This is a genomic window from Pantoea sp. B65 (assembly GCF_047308185.1).
Lineage (GTDB): Bacteria > Pseudomonadota > Gammaproteobacteria > Enterobacterales > Enterobacteriaceae > Erwinia.
The window spans coordinates 155,738-169,072 of the sequence record NZ_JAHXPU010000042.1; the positions used below are offsets into that span (position 1 = coordinate 155,738).

The 13,335-nt window shown below is 52.5% G+C and carries 15 protein-coding genes and 1 pseudogene; 10 read left to right on the plus strand and 6 right to left on the minus strand.

Going from position 1 to position 13,335, the window contains the following annotated elements:
* Positions 1-133: 133 nt before the first annotated feature.
* The 3 genes from JWF83_RS22105 to panB are packed head-to-tail and all read left to right on the plus strand — an operon-like array spanning position 134 to position 1,944.
* Positions 134-748, plus strand: a complete 615-nt coding sequence (locus tag JWF83_RS22105) for a LysE family translocator (protein ID WP_413652663.1) — start codon at positions 134-136, stop codon at positions 746-748.
* Positions 749-781: 33 nt separating this feature from the next.
* Entirely contained in the window at positions 782-1,132 is a 351-nt protein-coding gene (locus tag JWF83_RS22110) for a branched-chain amino acid transport system II carrier protein (RefSeq protein WP_413652664.1), read from the plus strand.
* An 11-nt stretch (positions 1,133-1,143) separates the two neighbouring features.
* Entirely contained in the window at positions 1,144-1,944 is an 801-nt protein-coding gene (gene panB / locus JWF83_RS22115; RefSeq protein WP_413652665.1) for a 3-methyl-2-oxobutanoate hydroxymethyltransferase, read from the plus strand.
* Positions 1,945-2,093: 149 nt separating this feature from the next.
* On the opposite strand, the gene JWF83_RS22120 is transcribed toward panB, so the two are convergent.
* The gene (locus JWF83_RS22120) at positions 2,094-2,888 is read right to left on the minus strand and encodes an AraC family transcriptional regulator (protein WP_413652666.1); all 795 of its coding nucleotides are present in this window, start codon (positions 2,886-2,888) and stop codon (positions 2,094-2,096) included.
* A 77-nt stretch (positions 2,889-2,965) separates the two neighbouring features.
* On the opposite strand from JWF83_RS22120, the gene JWF83_RS22125 reads away from it, so the two are divergent.
* From JWF83_RS22125 to JWF83_RS22135, 3 genes are read left to right on the plus strand one after another with little or no spacing between them, the layout of a single operon-like run.
* Positions 2,966-5,026 (plus strand): FUSC family protein, encoded by a 2,061-nt coding sequence (locus tag JWF83_RS22125; protein ID WP_413652667.1) that lies wholly within the window; start codon positions 2,966-2,968, stop codon positions 5,024-5,026.
* Positions 5,019-5,234, plus strand: coding sequence for a DUF1656 domain-containing protein (locus JWF83_RS22130; RefSeq protein WP_413652668.1), 216 nt, complete (start codon positions 5,019-5,021; stop codon positions 5,232-5,234). The genes JWF83_RS22125 and JWF83_RS22130 overlap by 8 nt, the downstream gene beginning before the upstream one ends.
* The gene (locus tag JWF83_RS22135; protein WP_413652669.1) at positions 5,231-6,094 is read left to right on the plus strand and encodes an efflux RND transporter periplasmic adaptor subunit; all 864 of its coding nucleotides are present in this window, start codon (positions 5,231-5,233) and stop codon (positions 6,092-6,094) included. Before JWF83_RS22130 ends, JWF83_RS22135 begins: the two co-directional genes overlap by 4 nt.
* Before the next feature lie 285 nt (positions 6,095-6,379).
* Here the strand turns inward: JWF83_RS22135 and JWF83_RS22140 are convergent, their stop codons facing one another.
* A complete protein-coding gene (locus JWF83_RS22140) occupies positions 6,380-7,270 on the minus strand; it encodes a LysR substrate-binding domain-containing protein (RefSeq protein WP_413652670.1) in 891 nt (296 codons plus the stop codon).
* Between the two features lie 164 nt (positions 7,271-7,434).
* On the opposite strand from JWF83_RS22140, the gene JWF83_RS22145 reads away from it, so the two are divergent.
* Entirely contained in the window at positions 7,435-7,980 is a 546-nt protein-coding gene (locus JWF83_RS22145; protein WP_413652671.1) for a sugar ABC transporter, read from the plus strand.
* Between the two features lie 114 nt (positions 7,981-8,094).
* On the opposite strand, the gene JWF83_RS22150 is transcribed toward JWF83_RS22145, so the two are convergent.
* On the minus strand, positions 8,095-9,015 hold the full coding sequence (locus JWF83_RS22150; protein ID WP_413652672.1) for an AraC family transcriptional regulator: 921 nt from the start codon (positions 9,013-9,015) through the stop codon (positions 8,095-8,097).
* A gap of 105 nt (positions 9,016-9,120) precedes the next feature.
* On the opposite strand from JWF83_RS22150, the gene JWF83_RS22155 reads away from it, so the two are divergent.
* Positions 9,121-9,954: an oxidoreductase gene (locus JWF83_RS22155; RefSeq protein ID WP_413652681.1), complete on the plus strand. Its 834-nt coding sequence runs from the start codon at positions 9,121-9,123 to the stop codon at positions 9,952-9,954.
* A 210-nt stretch (positions 9,955-10,164) separates the two neighbouring features.
* On the opposite strand, the gene JWF83_RS22160 is transcribed toward JWF83_RS22155, so the two are convergent.
* Together JWF83_RS22160 and JWF83_RS22165 are read right to left on the minus strand one after the other, a co-directional pair.
* Positions 10,165-10,668, minus strand: coding sequence for a DUF6622 family protein (locus JWF83_RS22160; protein WP_413652673.1), 504 nt, complete (start codon positions 10,666-10,668; stop codon positions 10,165-10,167).
* Between the two features lie 28 nt (positions 10,669-10,696).
* Positions 10,697-10,819, minus strand: coding sequence for a hypothetical protein (locus tag JWF83_RS22165; RefSeq protein WP_413652674.1), 123 nt, complete (start codon positions 10,817-10,819; stop codon positions 10,697-10,699).
* A 145-nt stretch (positions 10,820-10,964) separates the two neighbouring features.
* Here JWF83_RS22165 and JWF83_RS22170 point away from each other — a divergent pair.
* A pseudogene (locus tag JWF83_RS22170) lies at positions 10,965-11,050 on the plus strand (phosphoribulokinase); the annotation flags it as partial.
* Positions 11,051-11,290: 240 nt separating this feature from the next.
* Here the strand turns inward: JWF83_RS22170 and JWF83_RS22175 are convergent.
* A complete protein-coding gene (locus JWF83_RS22175; protein ID WP_413652675.1) occupies positions 11,291-11,890 on the minus strand; it encodes a hypothetical protein in 600 nt (199 codons plus the stop codon).
* 670 nt (positions 11,891-12,560) lie between these two features.
* Between JWF83_RS22175 and JWF83_RS22180 the strand changes: the two genes are divergently transcribed.
* The coding region (locus JWF83_RS22180; RefSeq protein WP_413650470.1) for an Rpn family recombination-promoting nuclease/putative transposase at positions 12,561-13,335 on the plus strand (775 nt) is incomplete at its 3' end.

Here is a 13,335-nt window from a genome sequence, read left to right on the forward strand (position 1 = left end):
GCACATTCCGCATAAAAAGCGATAATCTTTCTTCTCTTTTAAACGTATCAGTCAGGAAAGGGTTTCAATACATGCAGTTTTCAGACACTGATAAAGGGCCGGTCAGAAATGCGACCTATGAGGATAACGGCGCATGTCAATGAGTATGTTCGCCGCGTTCTGGGCTGTTTCCGTGCTTTTCGTCATCACGCCGGGTGCCGACTGGGCCTACGCCATTTCAGCCGGCATTCGGGGACGCCGGGTTATGCCAGCAGTAGCCGGCATGCTGAGCGGTCATCTTGTTGCAACGCTTATAGTGGCAGCGGGCGTCGGCTCGGTCATTGCGGGCGCACCGGGCGTACTGACCGCTCTGACCGTTGCCGGCGCTGGCTATCTTCTCTGGCTCGGCATTGGCATGCTGCGCCACCCGTCAGCGCCGGTGGCGGAGCAGAATGAAGATGCCGGTTCGCGACTGAAGTGGGCGCTTAAGGGTTTTTGCATCAGCGGTCTTAATCCAAAGGTCTTTCTGCTGTTTTTAGCCCTGCTGCCTCAGTTCACCGACGTCCACGCCGCCTGGCCGCTTCCGCTGCAGATGACCGCGCTGGGGCTGGTACATGTGATCAGCTGCGGTGTGGTCTACCTGCTGGTGGGGTATGGCTCCGGCACGGTGCTCCGGACGCGCCCGCGCGCTGCGCTGAATGTCAGCCGGATCTCAGGCGGCCTGATGATCATTGTTGCGGCCCTGCTGCTGGCAGAGCAGTTTCTCTGACGCGCGGCCACAGGGGCTAATCAATAATACATCATGCAGCAGGTACTCTATGAATACACTCAGCGCAGGGACATGACGTCTCAGGCACAGGTTACACGCTATACCATCAGGGCGGGAATCATTGCCGGTGTGGGTCTGGCGCTGGTATACCTGAGCCTGTTCATGCTGGGCATGAAAAGCACCGCGCCTGCGCCTGCCGCCGTCAGGGAAATATGTCATACCCCGCTGACGCAGCCGGAACTCCGGATAAAAAGCGGTGCGTTTTATCTGCGCTGCGGCACGCCGGGACTCGAAGGCCTCTGGCGGATTGAAAAATATAATCAAGCGTTGCCGGGAGCCGGTATTCTCGCACCCGCAATATCCTTCACTAATACAACGATTTAGCTGAGAACACCATGCCATCAATCACACTGACACACCTGAAAAACCTCAAGCAGCGCGGCGAGAAGATCACCATGCTCACCTGCTACGACGCCACGTTTGCGCACGAGCTGAGCACGGCGGGCGTGGAGATGCTCCTCATCGGCGATACGCTGGGGATGATCCTGCAGGGCCATGACAGCACCCTGCCGGTCAGGCTGGAAGATATGGTTTATCACACGGCCTGCGTAAAGCGCGGAAATAACGGCGGCTTCATTATCGCCGACCTTTCTTTCATGACCTCCTCTTCGCCTGAGCAGGCCCTGCACAGCTCGGCGCAGCTGATGCAGGCCGGTGCTCAGATGGTCAAGATTGAGGGCGGAGAGTGGCTGTGCGACACGGTGCGCCAGCTGACGCGCAACGGTATACCGGTCTGCGCACATATCGGGCTCACCCCGCAGTCGGTTAATGTCTTTGGCGGCTTTAAGGTGCAGGGGCGGGACAGCCAGCAGGCAGCCGCCCTCATCGATACCGCGAAAAAGCTTGAAGAAGCCGGCGCGGCGATGGTGCTGGTTGAAGCCGTCCCCGCCTCACTGGGCAGAGCGCTGAGTGAGACGGTGTCCGTACCGGTCATCGGCATCGGCGCCGGCCCGGACACCGACGGACAGGTACTGGTGCTGCATGACATGCTTGGCCTGAGCATCACCGGCAGGTCCCCAAAATTCGTAAAAAACTTTATGAAAGGACAGAATGACATCCAGGGCGCGGTAAAAAGCTACATTGCAGCAGTTAAAGACGGCAGCTTCCCGGCGCCCGAACACTGCTACTCAGAATAATTTATAGATACAGCCGCTTATATTAGCGGCTCATACCTGTAATTTGGCTAAAGCTACTGATCACCAACGTCCGCTGTTCGCTCTAAGCTGCCTGGGACCGGTGTTGTGGGGCGTTAAAAACATCACGGCGCATTATTAGCGTGCGCGGGTTAGGGTGCCTGTATTTTTCGTTCGGCAAAATAGTGAGCTGGCGTGCTGCCCATCGTTTTCCTGAACATGGTTATAAAGGCATTAACGGACTCATACCCTAGTTTTTCTGCCACATTTTGTACAGATACGCCGCTGGCTAACTCTTGTAGAGCAATAATCAAATGGAGTTGCTGACGCCATCGCCCGAAGGTCAGCCCAGTCTCGCGCAGCATCAATCGTGCCAATGAACGCTCACTGAGCGCCAGTCGTTTCGCCCATGCTTTAAAAGTGCTCCGATCTTCAGGATGGCTCACCAGCGTATCGGCCATGGCACGTATTTTGGGATGAGCAGAGACAGGCAAGCTGAAGTTCTGCTGCGGCATCGTGACTAATTCATCAAGTGTCACTCTGGTCAGCCTGGCAATATGACTATCCGGTGGGTAATCAGCGCTCTCGCGGGTTAAACGATCAACTAATTCTTTAATCAACTGAGAAATTGCCAGCGTGCAACACCGATCCGGGAGTGCGGCGGCTCCGGGTTCAATGAATAAATAATTAAGATGTGCGTTCCAGGTGGCTCCCGCGCTATGCGGGATCCCTCCGGGGATCCATACGGCACAGTGAGGCGGCACTATCCATATCTCATTTTGCGCGCGACAGATAACTGCGCCATACAACGCAATAATTAATTGCCCTTTCCGATGTGTATGGACCGGCACTTCTGCTGCGTAATCAATGAAATCAAGATGACGCGCTACTGCCGGGCACGCTGTGGCGTCGGGGTCAAACAATGTAGTGGCATATTGTGCTGTCATATTATTGGCAACATTTAGGTATTTTTTGACAGAATAGAGTATTTAAGGGAGCGCGCAACCCGGTAATAATTGCCGGCATGAGCAAAATAGACTTCTCCCACTGCCGTTTTTTGCGGGCTATATATGTCGTGTTCCATCGTGCGGGCGCAACACTGGTCTCATCGAGGTTGCAGAACGATGCAAATGCCTTGCTGTATTCCGTCAAGAGCTTTGCAGCCGCGATGCTCGCTTATTACATCGCCTTATCGATAGGTCTTGAAAGGCCCTCCTGGGCAATCATAACCGTTTATATTGTTTCGCAAACGTCGGTTGGCGCCTCGCTGAGCAGAAGCGTCTATCGTCTGGCCGGAACCATAATCGGAGCCGGGGCGACCGTTTTGATTGTGCCTGCTTTCGTTAATATGCCGATCTTTTGCAGTGTGATACTCACTGGCTGGATTACTTTTTGCCTTTACTTATCACTGATCGAACGCTCGCCCCGCGCCTACGCCTTTGTATTGGCCGGTTACACCGCGAGTCTGATTGGTTTTCCCGCGGTATTTGATCCCGGCGCGATTTTTGATACAGCCATTACCCGGGTGCAGGAGATCGTTATTGGTATCCTCTGCGCAGCGCTTATTCACAGGTATATTTTGCCAAAGCGTATATCAGGGCTGTTCAACAGCAAAATATTGGAAACGCTGTGTTTTGCGCGGCAGATGATTGCGGACACATTAACAGGCAAAGCCGATGAGATTTCAGGGAACTTGCGGCTGGCGCTGGCGTTGCAGTTCCTGCAGGGTATAAGCCATCATATTCCCTACGACTTTGCCATCTCAGTTCCTGTCCGCAATGCCAGAAAAGTCATCCATGACAAACTGGCGCGATTGTTAATTGTGAGCTGTGAATTACGTGATCGTATGCAGATGATCAGTACGATACCTGCCGACATACAGCTGCTGCTGAAAGATGTGCAGAGTTGGCTTGCTTGTCAGAATGAGAGTGAACGAAAAATAACGGGAGAAGCGCTGAAAGAATGCAGTGCGAAGTTAACCAATCGGCTCGCTTCAAATGCGCTGACATTTGAAGAAGAGTTGCAAGTGAGTTTTACCCGTCACCTTAACGAGGCCATCCTCCTCCTGCAACAATGCGAGCGCCTTGCTGAAGCCATCCATCATGCGAAACCCGCGCAAATGCAGGCAGAAGACAAGGCTGTGAAAGGCTATGTTTTCCATCGTGATAATCTTACCGCTGCACGTACTGCGCTGGGCGCTTTCGTGACAATACTGAGTGGCTGCCTGTTATGGATTGACTCAGCCTGGCCTGATGGCAGCACAGCGGTTTCTATCCTCGGGGTCTGCTGCACACTGTTTGGCAGTTTCGACACTCCGGCCCCGCATCTTGTCAAATATATTATTGGTTCAGCCTGGGGCGTGATTATCAGTCTGCTCTACAGCTTTGCCCTGCTTCCTCAGGTTACAGAGTTCAATGTGCTGGTTGCGGTACTGGCGCCGGCATATCTGCTGGCCGGATCGCTGCAGGCGCGGCCAGCCACCACCTTTATGGCCATGGGGATCACACTGACGCTGCCCATTTTATGCGAGTTAGGCGCCCACTACAGCGGAGACTTCGCCGCGGCGGTAAACACCGCCATCGCATTATTTTCCGCGACCGGCTTTGCTGTGGTCAGCATGAGTTTGCTGCAAACCGTGCAGGCCGACTCTGCCATACATCGTCTGCTACAAATTTGCCGGCGCGACATCCGGCGCAGCGTGAAGGGCGTTTTTACTCCGGATGAGGTGCACTGGACGAATTTGATGATAGACAGAACCGCATTGTTACTGCCGCGCTTGCCGCGGAGCAGGCAATCATCAGAAAAGGCGCTTAACCAAATGTTGCACTATCTACGTATTGGCCTCTCCGTCATGCATTTACGGCGTTTTCATCCGCAGACTGGCAGTGAAACTGCCAAAGAGATTAACGAGGTGCTTAACGTGCTTAGCCGCGAGACAGACACCAGGCTCTTACGCCAACGTATTGAATCAATGATTAGCATTTATTCTGCTGAGGAACATCAACAATCGCGCCAGCTCATTGACCGACTGATTGATTTGCACTGCGCATTGCGAGAACAGCATAAGGGGCAAACTGATGATTAATGACATTAATATCGGCGGTGTCTTTTTCCCCGGCCTGCTGGTTATCGCGCTCGTTAGTTTGTTTTGCACGTTGCTATTCGTGCCTCTTCTCACTTTCAGCAGACTCTATCGTAGCTTGCCTTGTCGTCCGCTGATTGATTTCTCAACGTATATTGTGAGCTTTTTCCTGCTTATGCAGGGGTTGAACGCGCTGGGGTTATTAGCATGAAATCATTTCTCTCTTTGTTAAGCCGCTATGCGCTTACGTTAACCGCAGTCGTGGTGGCAACCAGCCTGGCTTTCATGATGTGGAAACATTATGCGCAGAGGCCGTGGACCCGCGATGGTCGGGTTGGTGCTGATGTGGTGCAGATTGCGCCTGATGTTTCCGGGCCAGTAAGCAGTGTTGCAGTAAGCGATAATCAGTGGATTAATCGTGGCGATGATCTCTATTCGATAGATCCGCACTGGTTGAAACTGGCGGTGGTCAGCGCGCAGGCTGAAGTCGAAGCTAAACGTCATGAGATGTTAATGCGTCAGGATGCGGCCAGACGGCGTTCCCGGATCAAAGGCGTTATTTCCACCGAGGATTTACAACAAACAGACAGTGCGGCAAATGTCGCGGCGGCGAATTATCATGGGGCGCTGGCTGCGCTGGAACTGGCACAGCTTAATTTATCACATGCCACGGTTCGGGCACCGGTAGCTGGTTATGTCACGCATCTCAGGCTGCGCCCCGGTGATTATGCAACCGCTGGAGTGACAAAAGTTGCCATCATCGATGCGAAGAGTTTCTGGATTGTTGGCTATTTTGAGGAGACGAAGCTACGTCATATTCGCGTGGGGAACACCGCACAGATCGCTCTTATGGGATTTGAATCTGTAATAACCGGCCATGTTGAAAGTATCGGACATGGAATAAGCGACAGCAATGACGAGACGGGTGGGCTTGGCCTGCCAGAGGTCGATCCCACGTTTAACTGGGTGCGACTTGCGCAGCGAGTGCCGGTACGCATCCATATCGATAAGTTACCTGCGGGGATCGAGTTAGTGGCAGGATTGTCCGCGAGCGTATCCATCACGCCTTAAGGGCGAATCCTTTCTCTGTCGTCCATCTTGCAGAAAAGCAGACTGAATCGCCACCGCCGGGCTGCCCCCGAACCGGGGTTAACACAGTGGCAGGGAGTGGGTGATCCCGGCAACGCAACGGCCCGCGCGCAGCAGGTGATCACGAAATAAAAACGTCCTGCATTTCTTTTGACGGCTAAGGCATCGTTAGTCCTCGGGCAGCCAAACCATTTCCTGATCCCGTGGCCTGCTCCCCTGGTGATATAAGTAACGTCTGCTGCTTGCATAAAACCGCCCATGGCTATGTCATGTACCTATTAATGATTCAGCCTGTAACCAGCGTTCAAAATCTTGCAGGGCAGGTTCATTGATTCCTGTTTCTGCTGGTTTCACTAAACAGAATGTTTTGCTCAGATAGTCTGATTCCGGCCAGGGCGCAACAAGCGCTCCTCTATTAAGCTCTTTTTCGACATATATGCGCGGCACCATTGCTACGCCATGTCCGGCCAATGCGGCAGCTATTGCCATTTCATGAAGGTCATACCGGACACCCTGCGCCGGGTTATCAAGCGCTATCCCGCTCTGCTGAGCATAATGAGGCCATGCTTCCGGATTCTGCCGCCGGTGAATGCGCGGCAGTTTATTCAACTGATCAAAGATATTCTTTTCTGTTAACAATGCGGGATGGCATACCGGCACCAGTTTCTCCTGAAAGAGAGTCTGCGTATGCATGCCTGCCCATGCGGGATGCGCAAAATGAATCGCAGCGTCAAAGCCACTCCCCGTGAGGATAAAAGGATCGGTTCTGGCCGCAATATTCAATGTGATGTCCGGGTACCGGGATGTGAAGCCGCTGAGCCGGGGAATGAGCCATCGACTGCAAAACGTCGGCAGGGCGGCAATTTCCAGGCTTCTACTGCCTTCCGGCATGCCCATTACGTACTGAGTGTCCCTGTCTAGCCGTTCGAGCATTTCTCGTACGTGATGCGCATAGCGAGCTCCGACTGGATTGAGCTTTACCCGGGTTCCCGTACGGTCAAACAGTCGGCAATTGAGCAGAGATTCAAGGCGGGCAATTTGTCGACTGATGGCGCCTTCCGTCAGCGATAATTCCTCTGCGGCCCGGGCAAAATTACCGTGTCTCGCTGCGGCCTCAAAAGCCTGTAGCGAAGCGCTGCTGGGAATTTTTCTGCGCATTAAAATTGCCTTTTTCTCGGAGTGTGATGCGTTGTTGGTGACTAAATGTCACTAATTGCTGAAATAATATCGATTTATAGCCGAAAATGCAGCGTGTAGCATGAATAAAAATCACTAAGCAGGTTCATCAGGTTCCTGCTGTTTATTTATGCAGAGGTGAGCCAATGTTCTACATCGTGGAGTGCAGCTATACCGACCCTAAAAGCGAGGAAGAGTGGAATGAATTTTACAGTGACGAAAAACTGCCTGCGTTGGTCTCCGTCACCGGATTCAGCACCTCCCAGCGTTTCCAGGCCCTAAAACCTGGCTGCCCGGTATATCTTGCGATCCATACAGTGAAGGATGCGGATGTGATTAACAGCGAAGAGTACAGGCTAAAAGGCGGCGGTAATTTTTCGCGCTGGCAGGAGCATATCACTGACTGGCATCGTAACCTGTATAAGTGTGAAGGCCCGGCGCCCGCCGTATCCGCAGATGAAATACTGCTGCTCAGTTCACAGCCGCTCAGCTTTATTGAGACCGGGTTGGGATACCGTGCGCTGGCGATGCAGGCGTCAGGGCTGGACAGAACTCCGGAACAGCGCGTTGCATATGTGGTGGGGCGTAAAAATGCCGCGCAGTTGGCAGATCTGCCCGGCGCATACCTCTACCAACCTCTTACCTTGCAGCTGACGAATCCTGCTAAGGATGACGGGGAAGGGAATTCATAAAACATGTCAAATCTGACATTTTATATTTCTCAGGATTGCTCTGACAGGTTCACCGACCTCACCGATTTAACCCATGCCATACCTCACGGAATATCCAGCCATGCTGAATAAGCCTTAATGTGAAGAAACAAATACCGACGCTTGCTGCACAGGCGGAACGGCGAAGTTACGCTGCATGCGTTTTATCTCCTCTGCCGGTGGCAGACCAAACAGGCGTTTGAACTCGCGATTAAATTGCGACGGACTTTCATAGCCTACGGCGTAGCTCGCTGCGGCAGCGGTGATATGCTGACGCACCATCAACATCCGCGCCTGGTGCAGACGTACCGATTTCACATACTGCATCGGCGGCAGACGGGTTATCGCTTTGAAATGGCTATGAAACGTCGGCACACTCATTCCGGCTTCCATCGCCAGTTGCGTCAGCGTTAACTGCTCAGCGTAGGTGGCATGGATGCGCTGTAGCACTTTGCCTATTTTGCCGAACTGCCCCTGCAAGGCCAGCGTGGCGCGCATTGCATTTCCCTGTGTGCCCGTCAATACGCGGAAATAGAGCTCACGCACCCGCGCAGGGCCGAGGATCGCCGCCTCAAGCGGATTGTTCAGGACTTCAAGCAAGCGCAGCACGGCCGTTTTTACCGCGTCGTCCATCGGGCTCGACATCATGCTTTGCGGCGCGGCGGGAGGATGCGGGGCGTCATGCTGTTCAATCTGCAACATCAGTTCAGCGGCAAGCTGAAAATCCAGATGCATATAAATTGCCAGCAACGGATGTTCTGCCGACGCGTCGGTTTCCATCACAAACGGCACCGGCACCGAAACCGCCAGGTAGTGCTGTTCGTCATATAAATAGGTCTGCTGACCGAAAAAGCCGCGTTTGCGGCCCTGGCAGACAATCACGATCCCCGGATCGTAAAGCACAGGCGTTCTGGCAAGCGGGCGATCGGCACGCAAAATTCGCACATCAGGTAACGCAGTCAGGTTGTACCCCTCCTGCGCCGCAAGGGCTTTCATTAAGGTGATCATCCCGGGCATCACAGTCCCTCATAAAATCAGGCAAGAAAAAGACAATATACGGCCTAAAAATGCGGCAGGACAGAGAATACCATGCAACCTTCACTGTTCATGGGAGTTCTTTTTATGACATATGCAAAAACAATTTTAATCACCGGCGTCAGCAGCGGCTTTGGTCGTGCGCTGGCGAAGGAAGCCCTCGCCGCAGGCCATCGGGTCATCGGTACCGTGCGCAACCACGAAGCACAGCAGGCTTTCGAGGCGCTCGATGCGCAGCGGGCTTTCGGCCGCCTGCTTGATGTCACGGACTTTGCGCGTATTGATGGGGTGGTTGCGGAGATTGAGTCTGCCGTTGGTCCGCTGGATGTGCTTGTGAACAATGCCGGTTACGGCCATGAAGGTATAATGGAAGAATCCTCGCTCGAAGATATGCGCCGCCAGTTTGACGTAAATGTGTTTGGCGCAGTGGCGATGATCAAAGCCGTGCTACCTGGCATGCGCCAGCGCCGTCGCGGCCATATTATGAATATCACCTCGATGGGCAGTTTCATTACCATGCCCGGCATCAGTTATTACTGCGGCAGCAAATTTGCGCTGGATGGAATATCAGAAACGTTAAGCAAAGAGCTTGCCCCGTTCAATATACACGTGACCGCCGTGGCGCCTGGCTCTTTTCGCACCGACTGGGCCGGACGATCAATGGTACGCAGCGCTCGCAGCATCCCGGACTATGACGCTTTATTCGATCCCATTCGTCAGTCACGTAAGGAAAAAAGCGGTAAGCAACTCGGCGATCCGGTTAAGGCTGCATACGCCATGCTGGCAATGATTGAGAGCCAGAACCCACCAACGCATTTATTATTAGGTAGTGATGCATTAAGTTTGGTGCGGCAAAAGCTCGCGGCATTGGGTAAGGAAATAGAACAATGGGAAGAAATAACGCGCTCAACGGATGGTTGATCGGCTGCTGAGCTAGAGAGTGCAACTGGATAATGGGAATGGCCGGTCACACAAACGGCCATTTCGCGCAGGCACAGTGCGGATGCCCATTGCCCATATAGTTCAGCTTTTTCACTCTCAGAGCTTGCGGTGAGGTCACAGCTCATAACAGACTGCTTAAAAAGTAGTCTTATGGTCGGATATTTTCCGTTTTTCCGGCGGACCCCTTGGTCATCTTTTACTGTACCAGGGTATGAAAAGTCTCAGGGTCCCCCCCCAGAATACGCCGTCAACAAGTCCCGTCACACCGCCAAACAGCATACAAAAGCTTGCGGTAGACCGTAATCCGGGCTGCCTATAAAGGGCCGACGTCAGGATAAACTTCATACAAAAAGCAATCACAATCAATCCCAGGGTTAGCGGTGTCCCACCCCGGATAATCATGCCCGGATTATCTGTATTTCTCAGCGGTGGTTGTGAGCGCCATAACCTGTATCCGAGTGCGGTGCCTGCGAGCAGTCCGGCTGCCATCATTGTAAGGCTTATTCCAGCCAGTTCTGTCTCGGTGATAACGGCATATGTTCCCCAGACAAGAAAAAGCAGCGGAAGAAAAAACAACCGCCCGATTGCCATCTCCCGGTCATAAAGAGCAGTAAAACCGCGGCGCAGTAAAAAGGCCAGTAGGATCCATACCCATACGGGTGTTTCTCTTAAAAAGTGTACCGTATCCATCATTTGTCCCGGTGACGAAAGTTAATCTTTTTCAGTACAGGTGAACCGCCACATCATCTCCTTTCTGTGGAAGAGAGGCGACTTCAGCCAGTTGTTCCTGTGACCAGACCTTTCTCAGACGGTACGTTTTCATCTTTTCAGCGACAGTGATCATTATTCTCGTTCCCTGCAATGCCTGTGATGATACTTGCATATCAGTCCGGTACTGTACACGACACCGCCATGACAGCCAGGCGACACGCCAGTGACATCAGGCCTGAATCCGGAATATAGCGGGTCTGGTCCGCAACATTTAAGACCTGCAGGTACAGTTACACCTGATGTTGGCAATGGAAGCAGGATATCTGACGGGGAAAAACTGATAACCGCCACGCTGGTTGATACGCAGGAGCGCGAGCAGTGCGCGGCGCGACCCTGCAGGCGTGACATGCTCCCGTTAATTAAGTCGCCGGGATGTAACTAATGCCTTTATCAGTTCTAAGAACAACGGCGAACTTCCCTTTCTCGCTCATAGCTGATGGAGTGCCACATAACGGCAGCTTCTGCCGCCAGCCAGCCGATATAATCATCTGCCTGGACAACGCCAAACTGCCTGAAATTAAGGTAAAAACTCGCTCATGATGAACTACAGTGCTGTGCCGGGATACTGCTCCGGATTCGGGTGGAAGTTAGGGTCTTCGAAACTGGAGTTATTGAACCGTTTTTTTGCAGTTGGTCCATCGTATTTGTAAGTCACGTCAGGATTGGGAGTGAGGTGCCATGAAGCGCCGTCTTTGTCGCGTTCGATTAGAACAGCGTCCGAGGTACAGAAATCTCCTGAGCCTTCATTCAGCATAAACTGATAATAGCGCCCTGCTTTTGGGGTGAACTTGATTGTGATGTAGCAAGACCTCGTTCGTGGCCCCTCCCACATCATCGACACCTCTGTTTTTATATCAGGCCGGACGCGTGTTTCATAGTAGTCGGAGGTCAAATTTTGCCCTGCTTTGGGCATGCCCATATCCTGCGTGTTGATGAATGGTAGGGGACCTGACCGGATGACGCCTCCTGAGCGGACACCATTTTCATATTGGTAGATACCAGCATGTTGCGTGTAGTTAACTATACGAATCCATGCGGGGTTTGGTTCATTATCAGGTGCATTAAAGTAATTCGTATGAGGGAAATATTGGCAACCAGTAAACAGGGGGAGGGCCAGTAAGCATAGTGAAGTGCGTAATGACATGGTAAGCATCCTTTGCAATGTATTTGGTGTTCTTTCTGAAAACGAAAAATACTCTGCACCAGAGCTATTTTCTGTAACTATCTGAATTGCTGTTGCTCTGAAGTTTGTGAGTCCTAAACCGCACGATTGCGTAAATCCATTGCGGTAAGGTTTTTCGCTCAGTGGGTGCCACTCTACGTTAAGCACAAACTCTTGATATGGGATAATTTCCTAATTTTAAGTGGCCCCTAAGTGTGCAGTTTGGATATCGAAATGCATCGCCATTGCGCTCGTGGCCATCCTTTAAGTTGACGACGCTGCCTGATGCTCATTGATGACCAAAAGTCACTTGCGCTTCTCGCTCAGAGCGGGTCTGACGCTGGTTGCTACTTATTAGTGAGCCATTAGGTTTAGCATGAACGCCAATGGCGTTTTGGCTTCAGGGTAAGGCTGGACAGCTCCCGCCCTATATTTCCCACGGCTCTGATGTGTCTGGACTATCCGTGGCGATTCAGTCATGCATAACCAGCCTGTAACGGATAATCTGGCGTGAAGTTCCTGCTTTCTCGCGACATAAGCTGAGTATATTTTTGGCTTTACCTGTTGCTCAAGAAATGCTCTGTTTTAATTTTAACCAGCGGACAGCCGTGATAAAGTTCATCCATGTCAAACGGACGACAGGATACAGGCAATGAATGCCGGCACACCCACACCGCACGACGCAGTCTTCAAACAATTCCTTACCCGCACTGAGACCGCGCGGGATTTCCTGCAAATCCACCTGCCGCCAGCACTACTGAAACGCTGCGACCTGAATACACTGCAGCTGGAGTCAGGCAGTTTCATCGATCGTGAACTGCGGGGCATTCAGTCCGACATTCTCTATTCGCTGCAGACTGACAGCGGGGAGGGCTATATTTACTGTTTGATTGAGCATCAGAGCACCCCCGACAGGCTGATGACCTTCCGCCTGATGCGCTATGCACTGGCGGCGATGCAGCGGCATCTGGATAACCATAAAAAGGCAAAGGAACTGCCGCTGGTGATCCCAGTCCTGTTTTATCACGGTAAAATCGCACCTTATCCCTATTCCATGAACTGGATGGATGCATTCAGTGACACGAACGCAGCGCGGCAGCTTTACTGCGGCGATTTTCCGCTGGTGGATGTTACAACGATCAGCGACGATGAGATTATCAGGCACCGGCGTATTGCCGCGCAGGAACTGGTGCAGAAGCATATCCGTCAGCGTGATATGGCAGAACTGGAGCCGCTACTGGTCATGCTGCTGCAGCTGGATTACAATACATCCGAACAGCTGGAGGCGTTATTCAACTACATGCTAATGGTTGGGGATACGGCAAATCCTGACGCCTTTATCAGCACTCTGGTGCAGCGTTTACCGCAACATGGAGACATAATCATGACTATCGCACAAAAGCTCGAAGAAAAAGCACGGAAGGAAG

What these genes read in the sequence shown, in the direction of transcription:
- JWF83_RS22105 (WP_413652663.1), top strand. Translation starts at nt 134, where the DNA reads ATGTCAATGAGTATGTTCGCCGCGTTCTGGGCTGTTTCCGTGCTTTTC.
- JWF83_RS22110 (WP_413652664.1), top strand. Translation starts at nt 782, where the DNA reads ATGCAGCAGGTACTCTATGAATACACTCAGCGCAGGGACATGACGTCT.
- panB (WP_413652665.1), top strand. Translation starts at nt 1,144, where the DNA reads ATGCCATCAATCACACTGACACACCTGAAAAACCTCAAGCAGCGCGGC.
- JWF83_RS22120 (WP_413652666.1), bottom strand. Translation starts at nt 2,888, where the DNA reads ATGACAGCACAATATGCCACTACATTGTTTGACCCCGACGCCACAGCG.
- JWF83_RS22125 (WP_413652667.1), top strand. Translation starts at nt 2,966, where the DNA reads ATGAGCAAAATAGACTTCTCCCACTGCCGTTTTTTGCGGGCTATATAT.
- JWF83_RS22130 (WP_413652668.1), top strand. Translation starts at nt 5,019, where the DNA reads ATGATTAATGACATTAATATCGGCGGTGTCTTTTTCCCCGGCCTGCTG.
- JWF83_RS22135 (WP_413652669.1), top strand. Translation starts at nt 5,231, where the DNA reads ATGAAATCATTTCTCTCTTTGTTAAGCCGCTATGCGCTTACGTTAACC.
- JWF83_RS22140 (WP_413652670.1), bottom strand. Translation starts at nt 7,270, where the DNA reads ATGCGCAGAAAAATTCCCAGCAGCGCTTCGCTACAGGCTTTTGAGGCC.
- JWF83_RS22145 (WP_413652671.1), top strand. Translation starts at nt 7,435, where the DNA reads ATGTTCTACATCGTGGAGTGCAGCTATACCGACCCTAAAAGCGAGGAA.
- JWF83_RS22150 (WP_413652672.1), bottom strand. Translation starts at nt 9,015, where the DNA reads ATGCCCGGGATGATCACCTTAATGAAAGCCCTTGCGGCGCAGGAGGGG.
- JWF83_RS22155 (WP_413652681.1), top strand. Translation starts at nt 9,121, where the DNA reads ATGACATATGCAAAAACAATTTTAATCACCGGCGTCAGCAGCGGCTTT.
- JWF83_RS22160 (WP_413652673.1), bottom strand. Translation starts at nt 10,668, where the DNA reads ATGATGGATACGGTACACTTTTTAAGAGAAACACCCGTATGGGTATGG.
- JWF83_RS22165 (WP_413652674.1), bottom strand. Translation starts at nt 10,819, where the DNA reads ATGATCACTGTCGCTGAAAAGATGAAAACGTACCGTCTGAGAAAGGTC.
- JWF83_RS22175 (WP_413652675.1), bottom strand. Translation starts at nt 11,890, where the DNA reads ATGTCATTACGCACTTCACTATGCTTACTGGCCCTCCCCCTGTTTACT.